We start from the raw sequence: 17,007 nt of genomic DNA, 5'->3' as shown, positions 1-17,007 counted from the left end.
CCGTGGTTTTTGATGGTTCGTTTTTCGAAAGCAGAGGGGCAGGAATGCTCCCGCCCCTTTGCCGTATTTTCGATCCGGTTCGCCTATTTCACGTCGTCGATGACGAGCGTCGGCTGTTGCGTCAGGCCGGCCGGCAGCAGGGTGTACTGATCCATTGTGAACGAACCGCCTTCGGTACGCCAGTTCCACGGGCCGTAAGCTCCTGCACGTGCCGGCAGCGCGTGCAGCGGGCCGAATGTGTTGCGGCGCGTAAGCACCACGTTCAATTGCGCTACATCGCCTTTTTCGGCCACCTGGGTTACGTCCATTTGGTATGGAGCCCATCCGCAGATCTGGTGCGCATAGTCATTGTTCAGTTCGATGCAACCGCCGTCGAAGCCCGGCATTTGCAGCATGATGCGTTCGCCGGCGGCGGGTTTCGGCAGGTTGCCGATCTGGTAGCAAACGGCTCCCGAGTAGAACGGAAGTCCCTGCGTCGCGATATCGCCCACTTTCAATTTGGCCGGCAGTTTGGTCAGCGTCCGCTGAATGCCTTTCAATTCGACGCCGAAATCGCCGATCAGGTACAGCGCTTCGAGGTCGAGGTTGCGGCTGAAATTAGCGATTAGTTCGACCGTATTCCGGCCCTGCTGGAGGTAGTTTGTCGGGACGGCGAATTTACGGATGCTGTTGTCGATGAACCAGCCCGCGGATTGTTCCATCGAAAGCTTCCGACCGTTGATTACGGCGGTAAAGCGGTCGGGCGTTTCCAGACACAGGAAGAGGGTGTCGGAAGGCATGACCGCTACGTCGAACGGGAACTGCATTTTCAGTACGCCGAGCGGTTTTTGGTAGTTGACTCCGTCCGTTTTTTCCGCATACCAGGGCTGTACCATCTCTCCGCCACGGGGACGCAAGTCGAAATGCTTGCGTACCGCTTGATCGATTTTCATGATTTCGGTCAGCGGTTGCGCCGGCTGTTCGTCGATCTGCCAAGTGGCTACGTCCAGTACGCAGATATTCGGTTCGTTCAGCGTGTAATCGTACGTGTCGGGCAGGGATATCCGCGATTTTTCGGTAATTACCGGCATCTGCCGGGCGAATGCCGGCGATGCGGCCGAGATCGTGTAAACTTTCTCCTCGTTGGGTTCGAACGAAGTGAGTATTTTCGATCCTTCGGCTCCGGAGCTTACGGTCGGCTGTTTCCATACGTCGCCCGTTTTGCAATCCCACAGCGTCACTTCGCCGGCGAACGGCAACGTTACGGTTACCGAATCGAACTTCCGGCCGCGGTCCATGCTCATCAGCACGACGTAGTAGCGGTCGCCGTCCTGACGCACCTGACCGAAGACGTTTTTCATGTCGTTACCCGACGCATCGGTCACCTGTACTATGGGGCGGATCAGGCTTTTCACGGTCTCTACGATCGGTTTTTGCGCATAATCGATCCGGATGCTTTGCGCGGCCAGTTGCGCCGGGGCTTCCGACGCTACGGCATTGACGAATTTAGGCGCTTCGCCGGCGAAAATCACTTTGCCGCCGGCCTCCTCGAATTTCTGAAGCGCTTTCAGGGTCGTTTCGCGCATCGTTTCCATGTTTCCTACCAATACGGTGCGGTAGGAGGCGTGTCCCACGTTGAAAACGGGATTGCCTTCGGCGTCCTTACCCACGCTGCTGAGGCGTCCCATCATCTCCTCGTCGCCGTAGTCGAAGTCGATGCGTTCGCCGGCGAGCCAGTGGAATAGGTCTGCGTATTTCTGCTCCATCGAGACGATTTCAGGGGCCGATGCGCCCAAGCCGTTGAACGATTTGACGCTCACTTGGCTCGTTACGCTTTCGATCGGGTTGACGATCAGCAGATCGCATACCGGAGCGCCCTGGTTCAGCATCACGCCCAGCCGCGAGAAGTAGTCTTCGACGTACTTATATTCTTTCCACCAGGGGGATTGGTAGAAGATGCTGGCCGGGTAGTCCCGTTTGGCCTCGCCTTCCATCGTGTACCACGACAGGTGGTGACAGCGCACGTTGATGCCGAACAGCGCCTGCCAGTCGCCGACGGCCTTGTGGTTCGCAAAGTTGAACTGCCAGCCGGTGCAGCCGTACAGTTCCGACAGCAGCCATTTTTTGTCCAACTGGCGGGCGGCGGAAGAGAGCTGTTTGACCACCCAGTAGGAGTTGTCGTGCTCGGTCAGCATGTCGACGCCCGGGTTGTGCTGGTATTCGTAGAAACGCATCAGCGAACCCTGCATGGTCACCTGGTTCGAGAAACTGTTTTCGTGCAGCACATGGCCGGTATAGATCATGTTGTGTTTCGTACACCAATCGTATTGCGGTTGGGCGAAGTTTTTCAAGAACAGCGTTTGTACCAGGTCGCAGTATTGCCATTTGGCATCGTTGACCCGTTCGCCGTTTTCGCGCAGGAAAATTTTCGGCAGTTCGGCGGTCAGGTCTTCTCCGTATGCCTTTTTGTACTCTTTCGGCAGTTTCGGCGTCCACGGAATGTGGTGGATGCCGCTGGTCACTCCGTCGGTTTTGCTTTCGTGCGAGGTGAACAATCCGCCGCGGTGCGGTTCGTCGGTGAAGATCCCCTGGATGTTGCCGCCGAGCCGGGCGCCGCAGTGTTTTTCATACTGATCGTGCGTCAGGTAGATATAGCGGTCGGTGGCTTCTCGGTTCATCGGGTCGAGGTAAGTGGTCCCGTTGTAGCCGTCGGAGCATTTTTCCGTTTCGTGCTGGAATTTCAGGACGGTTTTCCCGGCGTATCGGGTCATGTCGGATTCGGGGGTCAGCCGTTCCAGTTCCGAGTAGTCGATCCCGTCGAGCTTGCATACGAATGCCGAGACGATCGAATCGTTGTCCCACTTGAATTCCTCGGCGGGCATCGTGTAGAGCGTCACGAAATTCATCCGGTAGGCCGGATTCTCGGTGACCATGCCGCCGGCGCTGCCCGAAGGCCAGCGGTCTTCGTCGTACAGAAACGCTTCCATGCCGATTTTTTCAGCTTCGTCGGCCACGGCGTTGGTCAGGTCGAACCACTCTTGCCCGAGGTATTCGGTCTTCAGTCCGACGCGGGAGTGCAGAAAGGCGCCTCCCATACCCATCTCTTTGAAAATATGAAGCTGGCGGATCAGTTCGTCTTTTTCGAGCCGTCCGTTCCACGACCAGAACGGTTTGCCCCGCCATTCGTGGCCGGGATCCCGGAAAGTCGTGTACAGCGAATCGTCGCTCAGGGTAGCCGTCTGTCGTTTCGTGTTGGACGTACAGGCAGCCGTTGCAAGTGCGACAGCGAGCAATACGGGTAAAATCGATTTTTTCATTTTCATTTGAGTTATTGAATTTTGGGGTGCGATTCCGAAGAAAACTTTCCTAATTTTTTACAAAATAAACTAAATTAATTGATTTTAGGAAGATAAAACCGTCTTATTTTTCCGCATTGCGGAATGTTTTTTACAACCGCAGAAATGGATTCCGGATTTTTATCGGTGTTTTTACAGGCGCGGGACGATCTGGCGGCCTCGCATTTTCGGGCGGTACGGATGGGGCGGGTGCGAAAAAGTTTCTTAATAATTTTAAAAAAAAGGTTTTTTCCTGTTTTTTCGCATCGGGAAATGCCGGATATTTTAATTAACTTCGCACCCGAAATGAAATTCAGATTCCGGGCGCGTTTTCGAAATTTGCGGAGGGATGCTCGGGTCGTAGCAGACAGACGGTATGGAGGAATTTTTTCGCAATTTGTTTTTCGGGAACGATGCGTTCTGGGGAGGCGGGGTCGCTCATTCGGTGTTGATTCTCGCCGTGGTGATTTCGCTCGGCGTTGCGTTGGGCAAGATCAAGATTGCCGGGGTGCGGCTCGGCGTTACGTGGATTCTGTTCGTCGGGATCACGTTCAGCCATTTCGGGATGCAGCTCAACGAGCACCTGTTACACTTCCTGAAAGAATTCGGATTGATCCTGTTCGTCTATTCGATCGGGCTGCAGGTGGGGCCTAGTTTCTTTTCCTCGTTTAAGAAGGGAGGCGTCCAGTTGAACCTGATGGCTACCGGGATCGTGCTGCTGGGAGTCGTAATTACCTACGTGATTTATTTGATTACCGGTCTGCCGATTACGACGATGGTCGGGATTCTTTCCGGCGCCGTGACCAATACGCCCGGTCTGGGAGCCGCTCAGCAGGCATACAGCGACATGACCGGGATCGACTCCCCGGATATCGCGATGGGGTATGCTGTGGCTTATCCGCTCGGCGTGCTCGGGATCATCCTGTCGATGATCTTCATCCGCTGGATTTTCAGGATCCGTTTCGAAGAGGAAGACAAGGCTTATACGGTCAAACAGGGCGGTGCGCACGAAGCCGTGCGTATTTCGGTCGAAGTGAAGAATCCGTTTCTGGACGGAAAGACCGTTTTGCAGATCAAGCGACTTATAAACAGACAGTTCGTTATTTCCCGCGTACTGCATCCGGACGGACGTATCGACATCGCGGGTTCGCAGACTCCGCTGTCGGTCGGCGATAAGGCGCTGATCGTGACCACGACCGACGATATGGGATTGATTACCGATTTCGTCGGTGAGAAACTCGATATGGACAAAGACGAGTGGGAACGTCTCGACAACCAGTTGATTTCGCGGCGCATCATGATTACGAAATCGAAACTCAACGGGCAGTATATCGGCGCCCTGCGGCTGCGTAGCGGTTACGGCGTCAATGTGACGCGGGTAAACCGGGCCGGCGTCGATCTGATCCCGAACCATAATTTGCAGCTTCAGATGGGCGACCGGCTGACCGTTGTGGGCAGCGAGTCGGCGATCAATGCCGTTTCGAAAATACTCGGCAACTCGATGCGGCGGCTGAACGAACCGAATCTGATTCCGATTTTCGTCGGGATTTTCCTCGGGGTCGTGCTCGGTAGCGTGCCGATCATGTTTCCCGGCATTCCGCAGCCGGTCAAATTGGGGCTGGCGGGAGGTCCGCTGGTCGTTTCGATTCTGATCAGCCGTTTCGGGCCGCACTATAAGCTGGTGACCTATACGACGATGAGCGCCAACCTGATGCTGCGCGAGATCGGGATCGCGCTGTTTCTCGCCTGCGTCGGTCTGGGGGCCGGCGAAGGATTCGTCCACACGGTGCTGTACGAGGAGGGCTATCATTGGATCGGTTACGGCTTCATCATCACGGTACTGCCGTTGCTGATCGTCGGGATCATTGCCCGGAAGGTGCTTAAGGTCAATTATTATACGCTGATGGGCGTGTCTGCCGGGGCGATGACCGATCCTCCTGCGTTGGCCTACTCGAACGGCGTGGCCGGCAACGATATGCCGTCGGTGGGGTATGCGACCGTTTACCCGCTGACTATGTTCCTGCGTATCCTGACGGCCCAGTTATTGATTCTATGCGTGTCCTGACCGCCGTTTTCGGCATGGTTTGAAGAAGAAAAATATCCGGAGCCGGAAAGTGTAACTACTTTTCGGCTTTTTGTGTCAGGTAATGTTCGATTTCTCCGAACGGAGCGTCTTTCAGAATGACGAACTTTTTCCGGTCGATCAGGTAAAGGGTCGGGATGGCGCGCAGGTCGTACAGTTCTTCGTTCTTGATCTGCTGCGAAGCGTCGTAGCCGTTCAGCCAATGCGTCGGAAGCGTCGGAAAGTATTCTTTCCATGCTTTCATGTCTTCATCCGGATACACCGACAGCACTTTCAGCCGTTTGTCCCCGATCATTTTACGAACCGTTTCCGAACCGTTGATCTGGTCGATCGTCTCTTGGCACGCATGGCAGCCGGGATTGTTGAAGAACAGGATCAGGTATTCGGCGTCGATGTCGTACAGCGTGCCGGTCTTTCCTGAAGCCAGCGTGTAGGTGAAATCAGTCGCAGGCATTTCCGGACGGTTCCGCTGAGCCAGGTCGAGGCGGTAACGCATACGTGTCTTTTCCGCTTCGGACGTTTTCGGAGAGCCGATAGCAACCCGTAGAACGGTGATATAGAGCGTTTCGTTGCGCATCGGGGAGTTCGGATCATAGAGGTATTTCTCGAATAGGGCTAAAAAATGGGCGTACATCGCCGTATCCGCTTCCGCTTTCGACAGCGTGGTTTTGACCGATGCGGCGGCGGTTTCGGCGTTCATGTGTTCGATGATGTGGACGTAATCGGCAAAAGCCTGTTCCGTTATTTCCGGTTTGCCGATCAGCGAGGTATCCGTGAAATCGAAATTCCGCCAATAATTTTTGCCGATGTATGCAGCCCGGTCGTCCGGGTTGTCCAGGATACTGGGAACTTCGATCATTTGGAAATTTTTGGATGCCGTAGCCTGTTTTTTTTCGTTTCCGGAGCCGCACGCTCCTGCCAGGCAGCACAAGGCGAGTAAGCAGAAAATTTTTGCCATATCGTCGTTTTTTTAATTGTTTGTTTTCGCTTTTTTGCGTTCCCGCTTTTGTTGTCTCAGTAGGGCGCGCTGTTCTTTCCGTCCGGGCGTTTTCGTTTCGGCGGGAGTTATCGTCGGCGGTGTCGTTTCCGAAACGGCCGTGTCCGGTTTTTGTCGAACAGCCGTGCTGTCGGTTCCGTTTTCCGAGGAATCGATTCCCGGTAGGATGCCCTGGCGTTGCAATTCGAGACTGTCCGCCTTCGACAGCGCTTCGCTGTCGGTATTTACGGTCAGCGAATCGGCGGCCGGCGTGATCTTCATCCCGCTGAGCGATGCGGCTTCGATTCCCTTGTGGAAGATGTCGGTGATCGTATGCCGCAGGTTGACGCGCGTCGTGTCGATCAGTCCGACGTACGACGGGATATTCTCGCTGCGGTAGCGCGCCCGGCCCAGCCGGAATTTGAATTTGTCGAGCGTGCCGAAAATATTGACGCCGAGGCGGAACGGGATCGGTGATTTGAGCACCGATATATGGTAGTTGAAACTCATGTCGAGTTTCTGCACGCCGCTGACGGCGGCTTTGTAGCGGTCCATCTCGATGATGAACGGGAACAGCTCGATCTGGTTATCGCGCACCAGCATATTGACCGAAATGCGGTCGATCAAGTTGCGTTGCTTGTTCTTGAAGTGCATCATTTTGGCGATCTCGGTAAAGGTCTCGCCGTCGAGCAGCACCATGTTCTCGCCGTGGATGCTGCATGCGGCGTTCAGCGTCGACAGGTCGATGTTCATCATCGTGTCGACGGCCGCGGTCGCCGCGATCTGGCAGTCCACGACGCCTTCGAACGACCGCAGCATCGGCAGCATCGAGTCGACTTCCGGAATCAAGCTGATCAGCCGGTCGACTTTCATCTGGGTCAGTTCCAAGTCGAATCCGGTGATGATGTCGTCCCGGCTGCGGGTCGCGTACAGTGCCGTCAGGTTCATGCTGCCTGCGTCGGTTTCGGCTTTCAGGTCTTTGATCTGGAGGCAGCGGTCGCGGGCGATCAGTTCGGCTGCCAGCGAGTTCAGGCGCAGATTCGTATAGATGCCGTAGTGCGTGCACAGGTCGATCTGCGCATCGACATTCGACGGGATCACGATCAGCGGACTCGCTGCGGTGGTGTCGTCCACGCCGCTTTGTTCGGCGATCACCTGTTGCAATTGTTCGCTGTTCTCGGCTTCGGCGACCGATCTCTGGTAGGTTTCCGAAGCGTTTTCGTATTGTGCGCCGACGGTCGCGGCATGGATCAGTTCGTTGAAGTTCAGCGTATCCGATTCGATGTTCATTTTGATCTTCAACTGTCCCCGTCCGAGTAATACGCGGCGCAGGTTCGAGATTTCGCCGGTCAGTTCGAGCGACGACTGTCCGGATTGAATCTGTGTGTTTTTCAGTTTGACGGCATCGGTCGTAAAGGCAATATCGACGTTTTGCAGCGTGTTGGTCAGTGGAAAGTAGGGGGTCAGCAGCCGTCCCGAAGCGGCTTTTACCGATCCGCTGGCATCCCATCGGCGCAACATCTCCGCCGCGCTTTTGTCGAGCGACAGATCGAGGTCGGAGTCCGAAAAGTCGTCTTTGCGCGAACGGCTTCGCATCTGCGTTCGGGAACGGTGGTACGCGAACAGCGAATCGCGCGCGACGGACGGATAGGCCTGTTGCAGCGAATCGAGCAGTTGCCGCCGCCGGGTCGAGTCCATTCGGTTCGGAACCAGCGTCGCTCGGAAATCGACATGCCCGTTTTGCAGATCGTAGCGGTTGACGGCGCTTTTCGCCTGCATCGCCCGGGCGTCGAATCCTAATTGAAGCAGCGGCACCGCCGGATTTTTTTCAGAAGGAACAATGCTGAAATTGCTTTGCATACCGTCCAGACGAATCCAGGTGGAGTCGAATGCCGCCATCGCGAGCATACGCGCCTCAACGCGGCCGTTCAGCGGATGTACGACGGTCGTGTCGCCGCTCAGCGTCGATGCTGCGCTGTGGGCCGACGCCGATACGGCCGATCCGAGCAGCACCCACTGCCGTTTCATGCGGAGGTTTAACGTGTCGGCTTTGACGGTCGTGTGCAGCATCTCGGCGTCTTTCCCGATCAGCGAGTCTTGCCGGTTGCGGTCCGACCCGAAATGGATCATCCCGCCGCCGACCATCATGAAAATCGTATCGCGGGGGATATCGACCAGTAGGCTGTCGAGCGTAATGGTGCCCTCTACCCGTGTTTTGCCGATCTTTCCGATCTGAAGCTGACTGATCCGGAACGAAGCGTCGGTATTCAGTCCGAGCCGTCCGCGTACGGCGATGTCCTGTTTCGACGGGAACAGGATCGACAGCGTGTCCAGGTAGACGGCTCCGGTCAGTTTCATCCGTACGGACGGATCGCGCATCGCGTTCCACACCGATCCGCTGCCGTGCAGCCGGATACCCGATCCGGCGATGTCCAGTTTGCGGAATACCGCGCCGGTCGAGTCCGGCCGTTGCGGATCGTAACGCAGCGAAGCGTCGATCCCGAACCGGTCAATCCGCGCCTTCGCGTTTTTGTAGGAGAGGTATCCGTCGTTGGTCGTGACGTCGAGGTCGATCCGTGGCAGGCGTCCGTCGCTGAACCGGTAGCTGCCGTCGATCCGGGTATGCAGGTCGAAGGCGAGGTTGGTGTCGAATGCCCGGAGCGTCGGCATCAGTTGCGGCGGAACGAGGGTGATCGCCCGTTCGAGCGCCAGCGGCCGGATCGTGCACTGCAGTTCGGAAACGATGCTGTCCCGGGCGATCGACACGCGGCCGTCGAATCCTATCGGGATGTCTCCCAGTTGCAGGTTCAGTTTATCGAGCGCGATCGTTTCGGGATGTTTCGGATTGAACGTGAAACCGCCTTTCAGGGCGACCGGCAGGCTGCCGCAGGCGTCCAGCGTATCGAGCCGGACGCTGTTCACGGAGCTCAGGTCGATTTTGTAGTCGTGGCGGAACGTGTTTTTAAGCCGCAGGTGCTCCAGGTCGACCGTAGCGTACAGCTTGTCGGGCTTGCTGTCGTACACGATTCGTCCGCTGTCGCGAATGTCCAGGCCGGCGATGTTCAGGTATAGGTCGCCGCCCTGCTCCGTGGAGTCGCCGGCCGTCGTGTCCGCTGCGAAGATTTCCCAGTTGGCTTTGCCCCACGGGGAGACGTAGGCATAGACTCTCGGCCGCGTCAGGGCGATCCGGCGGATCGAAATGCGCGAGGCCAGCAGTTGCGGCAGGTTCAGCGAAACCGAAAATTCGTCGAATTTCAGCAGCGTGTCGGCCGCCGCCGGAATCCGGGTTCTCAGCGAGTCGGGCAATCCGGCGAAAGCGTGCGAAATGATCTCGCCGCCGGAAAGTTTGACGCTGACGTTCGGGAAGTTCTCGAATACGGATAGCGTGACGGTGTCGAACCGTACCTGCGCGTCCAGATAGCGACTGCTGTATTCGTTCACCAGCGGCGTTAACCGCGACGGGGTCAGGATCAGCGCTACGGCTCCGAGCAACAGCGCGATGAGCAGCAACAGCGAACCGGTCAGTACGGCGAACAGTTTGATCAATCGGCGCGGTACGCTTTTTTTCGCTTTGCGGCCCGTTTCCGGGCCTTTTTCGAGGGCTTTACGCTGCGGTTCCATCGGTTTCTTTTCCATGTTTGCGTTGCACGTTGCAAATATAACAATTTCCGGCGGGATAGCGCTTGCCGGCAACAAGATGAAAGCGCCCCGTCTCTTACGAAACGGAGCGCTTTCGGGTTTAATTATGCCGTGAAAAAGCTAAAACGCTTTTTTGTACACTTCGAGGATCTCTTCGACTACGGCCTTGCGCGGGTTGCCCGGCGTGCAGACGTCGTTGAAAGCAGCCTGAGCCAGCGTCGGAAGACCGCTTTCGGGTACGCCCAGTTCGCTGAGGTGCTGCGGGATGCGTACTTTGACGGCCAGCGCTTTCACTGCGTCTACGGCAGCTTGTGCGGCCTGGTCGTCATCCATGGCGGAGGTGTCGACGCCCATCGCTTCGGCGATCGTGCGGTATTTGGCTTTGGCGGCTTCCTTGTTGTACTCCATCACGAACGGCAGCAGCAGCGCGTTGGCCACGCCGTGCGGAATGTCGTAGTAAGCTCCCAGCGGGTGCGCCATGCCGTGCACCAGGCCGAGGCCGACGTTCGAGAAGGCCATGCCGGCGATGTACTGCGCGGTAGCCATGCCGTCGCGGGCTTCGATGTCGGACGGATTCTCGACGGCTTTGGGCAGCCATTTGGCGATCATTTCGATCGCTTTGATCTCGAACATGTCGCTCATTTCCCAGGCGCCGAGCGTGATCAGTCCCTCGATCGCATGGGTCAGCGCGTCCATACCGGTCGCGGCGGTCAGTCCGCGCGGCATCGACAGCATCAGTTCGGGGTCGATGATCGCCAGCGTCGGGATGTCGTTCGGGTCTACGCAGACCATTTTCTTCACGTTTTCTTCGTCGGTGATGACGTAGTTGATCGTCACTTCGGCGGCGGTGCCTGCGGTGGTGGGCAGCGCGATTACCGGAACCGATTTCTTTTTCGTATTGGCGACGCCTTCCAGCGAAGTCACGTCCGCGAATTCCGGGTTGTTGATGATGATTCCGACCGCTTTCGAAGTGTCCATCGACGAACCGCCCCCGATAGCTACGATAAAGTCGGCGCCGGCGGCTTTGAATGCCGCGATCCCGTTTTTCACGTTCTTTACGGTCGGGTTCGGTTTCACTTCGTCGAACATTTCGAACGGAATGCCGGCGGCTTTCAGTACGTCGGTCACCTGTGCGGCCACGCCGAATTTCACCAGGTCTTTGTCGGTTACGACCAACGCTTTTTTGTAGCCGCGTTTTGCGACCTCTTCTGCGATTACTTTTCTCGAGCCTGCTCCGAAATAGGAGGTCTCGTTGAGAATCATTCTATAAGCCATAGCGATTTATATTAAAAAAAATTAAAAACAATCGTCGAAATTGGCCGGATCGTCCGGGGTCGCCCGTTCGCGGCGGTAGTCTGTAATCGGCAAACCGTTCGGAATGAAAGGGTTCGGCATAAGGCTGTCCGGCCTCTTTTTGCGCCGCAAAGGTACGATAAAAAAGCCAATTAATGAAATGTTTTTTCGCTCGGGGCGATTCTCAGGCGGCAGGCAGGGCTTTTGCCGCATCGGCTTTTGCCCGCATCCGGGCGGCGCGGCTGAAGCTGTCGGGGTGCGTCGAAAATAATTGCAGGATCGCGTCGGCCTGTCCGTCTTTCCGCTGCGAGGTGCGGTGGATTTTTTCGAGGGCGCTGGCCATCGCATACGGGTCGTAGCCGTTGCGCTGCAAAAAACCGAAACTGAAATCGTCGGCCGCGTACTCTTGTCCCTGCGAGAATTGCGATCCGGCCAGCTTCTCGGCCAGCGATCCCCACTGCGAACCGCTCAGCGAACCGATCACGCCGCCCGTAGCGCCCAGCGCATTCCGGGCCGCCGAAGTCAGGTAGGCCTTGCGCATCGCGCTCAGCGTGTCGCTGTTGCGGATATGTCCCATTTCGTGGCCGACGATCGCCATCAGTTCGTCGTCGTTCATCAGATCCATCAGTCCGGAAAAAATGCGGATACTGCCGTCGGCCGTTGCGAAGGCGTTGATCTGCGCGGTTTTGTAGACGCGGAAATTCAGCGGAACGCCGTTGACGGCTACGTAGCGCGACGTCAGCCGATCGAGGCGTTCGGCGTAGGGATCGTCTACCGGCAGCAACGCATTTTGCGCGTCGGCGTAGTCGATGTATTTGCGGGCCATCTGCATCACGTGCTCGTCTTTCAGCGTGGCGGCCTGCAACACGTCGACCGTCGCCTGCAACGCGGAGTTCGGCAGCCGGATCCGCGAGCGGGTCACGACGATGATGTAGATGATCAGAACGATGATCGCGACTTTCAGCAGCATACGTTTTCCGTCGAATTTAGAAATCCGGTATAAAATTAGGATAAATTGGCGTATTTTCGCAAAAAAAATGCAACCGATCTATGAAAACCACTCCTTTTACCCGCTATCATGTTGAGAATGGCGCCCGGATGGCCGAATTCGCCGGCTACCGCATGCCGATCGAATTCACCGGAATCAACGACGAACATGCGGCCGTGCGTGAACGGGCCGGCGTTTTCGATGTGAGCCATATGGGGGAGATCTGGGTCAAAGGGCCCCGTGCCGCGGAATTCCTGCAATACGTTACGACGAACGACATCCGCGCGCTGCGTGACGGGAAGGTACAGTATTCCTGTCTGCCGAACGGTCGCGGGGGAATCGTGGACGACATTCTGATTTACCGGATCGACGCCGGGACATTTCTGTTGGTGGTCAACGCGTCGAACGTCGGCAAAGACTGGTCGCACCTGGTCGCACAGGGCGAAAAATTCGAAATGCGGCCCGGGAGGGAGCTTTACGACGCTTCGGACGAGATCGCGCAGCTTGCCGTGCAGGGGCCGCTGGCGATGCGGATCGTGCAGCGGTTGTGTCCGGAACGGGTCGAGAATCTCGAATATTATACGTTCGTAAAGACCGAGGTGGCCGGCATCGGGAATGCGATTCTTTCCGCGACGGGCTATACCGGCGCCGGAGGGTGTGAAATTTATGTGGCGGCGAAGGACGCTCCCCGGTTGTGGGATGCTTTGTGGCGTGCGGGCGCGGAGTACGGTTTGCAGAATATCGGTCTCGGTGCCCGCGATACGCTGCGCCTGGAGATGGGTTTCTGCCTTTACGGGAACGACATCGACGATACGACTTCGCCGGTCGAGGCCGGTCTCGGCTGGATTACGAAGCCGGTCGACGGCAACGACTTCATCGACCGGCCGCTGTTCGAAGTCCAGAAAAAGGAGGGGACGGAACGGCGTCTGGTCGGTTTCGAACTGACCGAACGGGGGATTCCCCGGCACGGTTACGCGCTTGCGGCTCCGGACGGGCGGACGATCGGGGCGGTGACTTCCGGAACGATGTCGCCGACGCTGAAAAAAGGGATCGGCATGGGGTACGTGCAGAGCGCTTTTGCCGCTCCGGGTACGGATATCGACGTGGTGATCCGCAATAAGCCCGTTCGGGCCCGGGTCGTGAAGATGCCTTTCTTGAAACGACGGGAAGCGGAGTAGTGCGGATATCAGACGAAAGGAGGCGGTTTGCGAACCGCCTCCTTTCGTTTTTGTTATGAAATCGTCTTTCTCTCGGCCGTCGCCGGTTATTTTGCATCCGCTTCGCCGAGCAGCGTTTCGATTCGCGGCGCCAGGTCGCGGAAGTCGGGAATGGCGGCCAGTTCGTCGAGAGAGACCCAGCGGAAAGCGTCGGATTCGTTCCGGTCGATCATCACCCGGTCGTCGTCGCCGTCGAACAGGAAGACGAACCGCATGTCGTGGTGCGTGTGTTCCGCTTCGTTTTTCGCAGCGCAAGCGGGGATGTAGTGCGAGTCCATGTCCAGCGGCAGCGCCGTTTCGCCCGGAAACGTCAGCGGCGTCAGTTGTTCGCTGCGGATGCCCGTCTCTTCGGCAATCTCGCGGTAGGCGGCGTCCAGCACCGAGTCGTCCGCCGCTTCGACGTGTCCGCCGGGTTGCAACCATTTGCCGAGTTGGCGGTGTTTGAGCAGCAGTACCCGGTGGCTCGCCCGACTGACGATCACGCCGCCGGCGGTGATATGGCCGGCTAAGTTTTTGCGGTCGTACAGCGATTCCCCGTCGAACCGGGCGACGAATTCCGTGAACGGCCCGGTTTCGGCTTTTTCTTCGGGAAAATGCCTGAAATAGCGTTTTTGTAAACGCCGGATGTCTTTGCGCAGATCCATTCGGGGAAGGGTTATTTTGTCCAGTTTATTTTGGCCGTCTTGACGTCGCGGGAGTTCGGACCGATGCAGACGTTGAACTCTCCGGGTTCCCAGACGTGCTCCAGTTCGCTGTTGTAGAATTTCAAGTCGGCAGTTGTGATGCGGAACGTTACGCCCTGCGTTTCGCCGGGTTTCAGCGTGATCCGGCGGAAGTTTTTCAGTTCCCTGACCGGTCGCGAGATGCTGGCCACCGGATCGCCGATGTAGAGCTGGACGATTTCGTCGCCTGTGCGGGTGCCGGTGTTGGTTACTTTGACCGTGGCGTTTATCGTCCCGCTGCCGCCCGAAGCGACCGCCCGGTCGAGCTGGATGTCGCTGTAATCGAACGTCGTGTAGCTCAGCCCGTATCCGAACGGATAGACCGGATCGTTCGTAATGTCGAGGTATTTGGTCGTCGCCCAGAAGTCGGCGCGGTACGGCCGTCCGGTATTCAGCGAGTTGTAGTACAGCGGGAGTTGGCCTACGCTCTGCGGGAAGGTCGCGGTCAGTTTGCCCGACGGTACGCGGTCGCCGAACAGTACGTCGGCCAGCGCGTAGCCGGCCATCGTTCCGCCGTGCCAGGCTTCGAGAATCGCGTCGAACCGTTCGTTCTCCCACGACAGGGTCAGCGGGCGTCCGCTCATGATCGCCACGACGACCGGTTTACCTGTATCGTGCAGCGCTTTGAGCAACGCTTTCTGGCATTCCGGAAGTCCGATGTCCGAGCGCGAGCGCGCTTCGCCCGACCAGCCGCTCGGTTCGCCGACCGTGGCGACGATCACGTCGGCGTCTTTGGCCGTTTCGAGCGCCTGTTCGATCAACGTTTCGGTCGGCGTCGTGTTTTTCCCGGTCTGAGCCAGCAGCATCGGTTCCTCGGTCAGGTTCGATCCCTGTGCATAGACCACTTCGGCCCGGTCGCCGACGACCTCTTTGACGGCTTCGAAAATGCTGCGTGCCGGGGCTTCTTCGCGCAGCATGACCCAGGTGCCGAACAGTTCGCCGCGCGTGTTGCCCATCGGGCCGATCACGGCGATCTTGCCGGTTTTTTGCAGCGGCAGGATTTGCCGGTCGTTTTTCAGCAGCACGATCGACTCTCCGGCCAGTTCGCGCGCCGTTTGCAAATATTCGGGCGACAGGGCCTTTTTCTGGCGTTCGGGATCGGTGTACTGGTACGGGTTGTCGAACAGTCCCAGTTTGTATTTGGCTTCGAGGATGCGGCGGCACGCCTGGTCGATCTCCTGCCGGGTTACCTTCCCTTCGTCGAGCGATTTTTTCAGCGTCCAGATAAAAGCGTTCGCGCCCATGTCCATGTCGAGCCCGGCTTTCAGCGCCAGCGCCGCGACCTGCTGTAGGTCTCCCATGCCGTGGGCGGTCATTTCGCCGACCGATCCGGCGTCCGAAACCACGAACCCGTCGAATTTCCATTGGTCGCGCAATACGTCGGTCAGCAGCCAGCGGTTGCCGGTCGCCGGAATTCCGTCTACGACGTTGAACGACGACATGAAGCTGCCTGCGCCGGCTTCGGCTGCCGCCTTGTACGGCGGCAGGTAATAATTGTACATTGCTACGCGGCTCATGTCCACCGTGTTATAATCCCGTCCGGCTTCCGATGCGCCGTACAGCGCGTAGTGCTTGACGCAGGCCATCACGGTGTTCGGCGCCGACAGGTCGTCGCCCTGGTATCCTTTTACCATCGCCTTGGCTATTTCCGACCCCCACCACGGATCTTCGCCGGAACCTTCGGCGATTCGGCCCCAACGGGCGTCGCGGGCGATATCGACCATCGGCGAGTAGAACCAGTTGATGCCGAAAGCCGAAGCCTCTTCGGCAGCGATCCGAGCGCTTTTTCGGATCAGTTCCGGATTCCAACTGCACGAGATGGCCAGCGGGATCGGAAATACGGTTTTATAGCCGTGGATCACGTCGAGACCGATCAGCAGCGGAATGCCGAGCCGCGACTCCTTGACGGCGATCTCCTGCGCTTTTTGCGTCGCGGCGGGGTCCATGCCGCCGGTTGCGCTGAGATATCCTTTGCGGATCGCTTCGTCCTGGCCTACGGCGGCGCCTACGACGCCCGGAACGCCCCCGGAAGCGAGGTTCAACTGCCCCAGTTTTTCGTCGAGGGTCATTTTGCTCATCAGGTCGTCGATGAATGCGTCCATTTTCGGGTCGCGTTGTCCGTATGCCAGCGAAGCGCACAGCAAGGTAAGCGACAGTAACAATTTTTTCATGGTCGGGTTATGCGTGTTGGTTTAGGTTTGTCATGATCGGCGAACGACGACAACCTGCAGCAGGAATGTCGTCGTTCGCAGTATGTGGTCGAAACGCCGAACTATTGATTCAGCGTCCGTTCGATATAACTTTTGTAATCTTTCACCACCGGGCAGTAGTTGCTGCCGAACAGCGGCGACGAGATCAGGAAATCGGCCGTCGAACGGTTGATCGCCGTGGGCACGTTGTACAGCGTCGCCAGACGCAGCAGCGCTTTTACGTCCACGTCGTGGGGCTGGGCCTGCATCGGATCCCAGAAGAAGATCACCGCTTCGACCTTGCCTTCGGCAATCATCGCGCCCAACTGCTGATCGCCGCCCAGCGGACCCGATTTCAGCAGTACGATATCGACCGCTTCCTCATCGAACTCTTTGCCGCGCCGGTCGCGCAACGTCCGTTCGACCATTTTCCCGGTCGTTCCGGTGCAGATCAGATGATGTTTCAGCAAAACCTCCCAGTTCCAGTCCACCCATTCGGCCAGGTCGCGCTTCATGTTGTCATGAGCGACCAGGGCCACGCTCTTTCTGTTTTCCATAACCATTATAATAATACATTACGGCGCAA

At 57.5% G+C, this 17,007-nt stretch carries 10 protein-coding genes; 2 read left to right on the top strand and 8 right to left on the bottom strand.

The features are described 5' to 3' along the window. Positions 1-83: 83 nt before the first annotated feature. Positions 84-3,296 carry a glycosyl hydrolase gene (locus GFH31_RS04175; RefSeq protein WP_172970785.1) on the bottom strand — a complete coding sequence of 1,071 codons (3,213 nt, stop codon included), beginning with the start codon at positions 3,294-3,296 and terminating at the stop codon, positions 84-86. A gap of 394 nt (positions 3,297-3,690) precedes the next feature. Here GFH31_RS04175 and GFH31_RS04170 point away from each other — a divergent pair, with 394 nt between their 5' ends. Further along, on the top strand, positions 3,691-5,379 hold the full coding sequence (locus tag GFH31_RS04170; protein WP_101572480.1) for a putative transporter: 1,689 nt from the start codon (positions 3,691-3,693) through the stop codon (positions 5,377-5,379). A gap of 55 nt (positions 5,380-5,434) precedes the next feature. Here GFH31_RS04170 and GFH31_RS04165 read toward each other — a convergent pair whose 3' ends face one another. The 4 genes from GFH31_RS04165 to GFH31_RS04150 form a co-directional block, all read right to left on the bottom strand. Beyond that, positions 5,435-6,355, bottom strand: a complete 921-nt coding sequence (locus tag GFH31_RS04165) for a DUF5106 domain-containing protein (protein ID WP_153498169.1) — start codon at positions 6,353-6,355, stop codon at positions 5,435-5,437. A 12-nt stretch (positions 6,356-6,367) separates the two neighbouring features. After that, complete coding sequence (locus GFH31_RS04160) at positions 6,368-10,009, bottom strand: AsmA-like C-terminal region-containing protein (protein ID WP_153498170.1); 3,642 nt, start codon at positions 10,007-10,009, stop codon at positions 6,368-6,370. A gap of 123 nt (positions 10,010-10,132) precedes the next feature. Then, positions 10,133-11,287 (bottom strand): lactaldehyde reductase, encoded by a 1,155-nt coding sequence (gene fucO / locus GFH31_RS04155; RefSeq protein ID WP_055204652.1) that lies wholly within the window; start codon positions 11,285-11,287, stop codon positions 10,133-10,135. 202 nt (positions 11,288-11,489) lie between these two features. Next, positions 11,490-12,275, bottom strand: a complete 786-nt coding sequence (locus tag GFH31_RS04150) for a M48 family metallopeptidase (RefSeq protein WP_118457861.1) — start codon at positions 12,273-12,275, stop codon at positions 11,490-11,492. An 80-nt stretch (positions 12,276-12,355) separates the two neighbouring features. On the opposite strand from GFH31_RS04150, the gene gcvT reads away from it, so the two are divergent. Next, positions 12,356-13,471 carry a glycine cleavage system aminomethyltransferase GcvT gene (gcvT, locus tag GFH31_RS04145; protein ID WP_118457859.1) on the top strand — a complete coding sequence of 372 codons (1,116 nt, stop codon included), beginning with the start codon at positions 12,356-12,358 and terminating at the stop codon, positions 13,469-13,471. A gap of 86 nt (positions 13,472-13,557) precedes the next feature. On the opposite strand, the gene GFH31_RS04140 is transcribed toward gcvT, so the two are convergent. The 3 genes from GFH31_RS04140 to GFH31_RS04130 all read right to left on the bottom strand — a co-directional run bounded on the left by GFH31_RS04140 (position 13,558) and on the right by GFH31_RS04130 (position 16,978). Beyond that, positions 13,558-14,154, bottom strand: coding sequence for an NUDIX hydrolase (locus GFH31_RS04140; RefSeq protein ID WP_118457857.1), 597 nt, complete (start codon positions 14,152-14,154; stop codon positions 13,558-13,560). A gap of 11 nt (positions 14,155-14,165) precedes the next feature. Further along, a complete protein-coding gene (bglX, locus tag GFH31_RS04135) occupies positions 14,166-16,403 on the bottom strand; it encodes a beta-glucosidase BglX (RefSeq protein WP_101572492.1) in 2,238 nt (745 codons plus the stop codon). Between the two features lie 101 nt (positions 16,404-16,504). Then, positions 16,505-16,978, bottom strand: coding sequence for a methylglyoxal synthase (locus tag GFH31_RS04130; RefSeq protein ID WP_055204663.1), 474 nt, complete (start codon positions 16,976-16,978; stop codon positions 16,505-16,507). Positions 16,979-17,007 lie beyond the last annotated feature (29 nt).

The sequence above is a fragment of the Alistipes sp. dk3624 genome, from assembly GCF_009557455.1.
Taxonomy (GTDB): Bacteria; Bacteroidota; Bacteroidia; order Bacteroidales; family Rikenellaceae; genus Alistipes_A; species Alistipes_A hominis.
This window is presented reverse-complemented; position numbering and strand designations above follow the sequence as displayed.

Bases quoted from the DNA above. Each gene is read 5' to 3' on its own strand.
- GFH31_RS04175 (WP_172970785.1), bottom strand. From the start codon at position 3,296: ATGAAAAAATCGATTTTACCCGTATTGCTCGCTGTCGCACTTGCAACG.
- GFH31_RS04170 (WP_101572480.1), top strand. From the start codon at position 3,691: ATGGAGGAATTTTTTCGCAATTTGTTTTTCGGGAACGATGCGTTCTGG.
- GFH31_RS04165 (WP_153498169.1), bottom strand. From the start codon at position 6,355: ATGGCAAAAATTTTCTGCTTACTCGCCTTGTGCTGCCTGGCAGGAGCG.
- GFH31_RS04160 (WP_153498170.1), bottom strand. From the start codon at position 10,009: ATGGAAAAGAAACCGATGGAACCGCAGCGTAAAGCCCTCGAAAAAGGC.
- fucO (WP_055204652.1), bottom strand. From the start codon at position 11,287: ATGGCTTATAGAATGATTCTCAACGAGACCTCCTATTTCGGAGCAGGC.
- GFH31_RS04150 (WP_118457861.1), bottom strand. From the start codon at position 12,275: ATGCTGCTGAAAGTCGCGATCATCGTTCTGATCATCTACATCATCGTC.
- gcvT (WP_118457859.1), top strand. From the start codon at position 12,356: ATGAAAACCACTCCTTTTACCCGCTATCATGTTGAGAATGGCGCCCGG.
- GFH31_RS04140 (WP_118457857.1), bottom strand. From the start codon at position 14,154: ATGGATCTGCGCAAAGACATCCGGCGTTTACAAAAACGCTATTTCAGG.
- bglX (WP_101572492.1), bottom strand. From the start codon at position 16,403: ATGAAAAAATTGTTACTGTCGCTTACCTTGCTGTGCGCTTCGCTGGCA.
- GFH31_RS04130 (WP_055204663.1), bottom strand. From the start codon at position 16,978: ATGGAAAACAGAAAGAGCGTGGCCCTGGTCGCTCATGACAACATGAAG.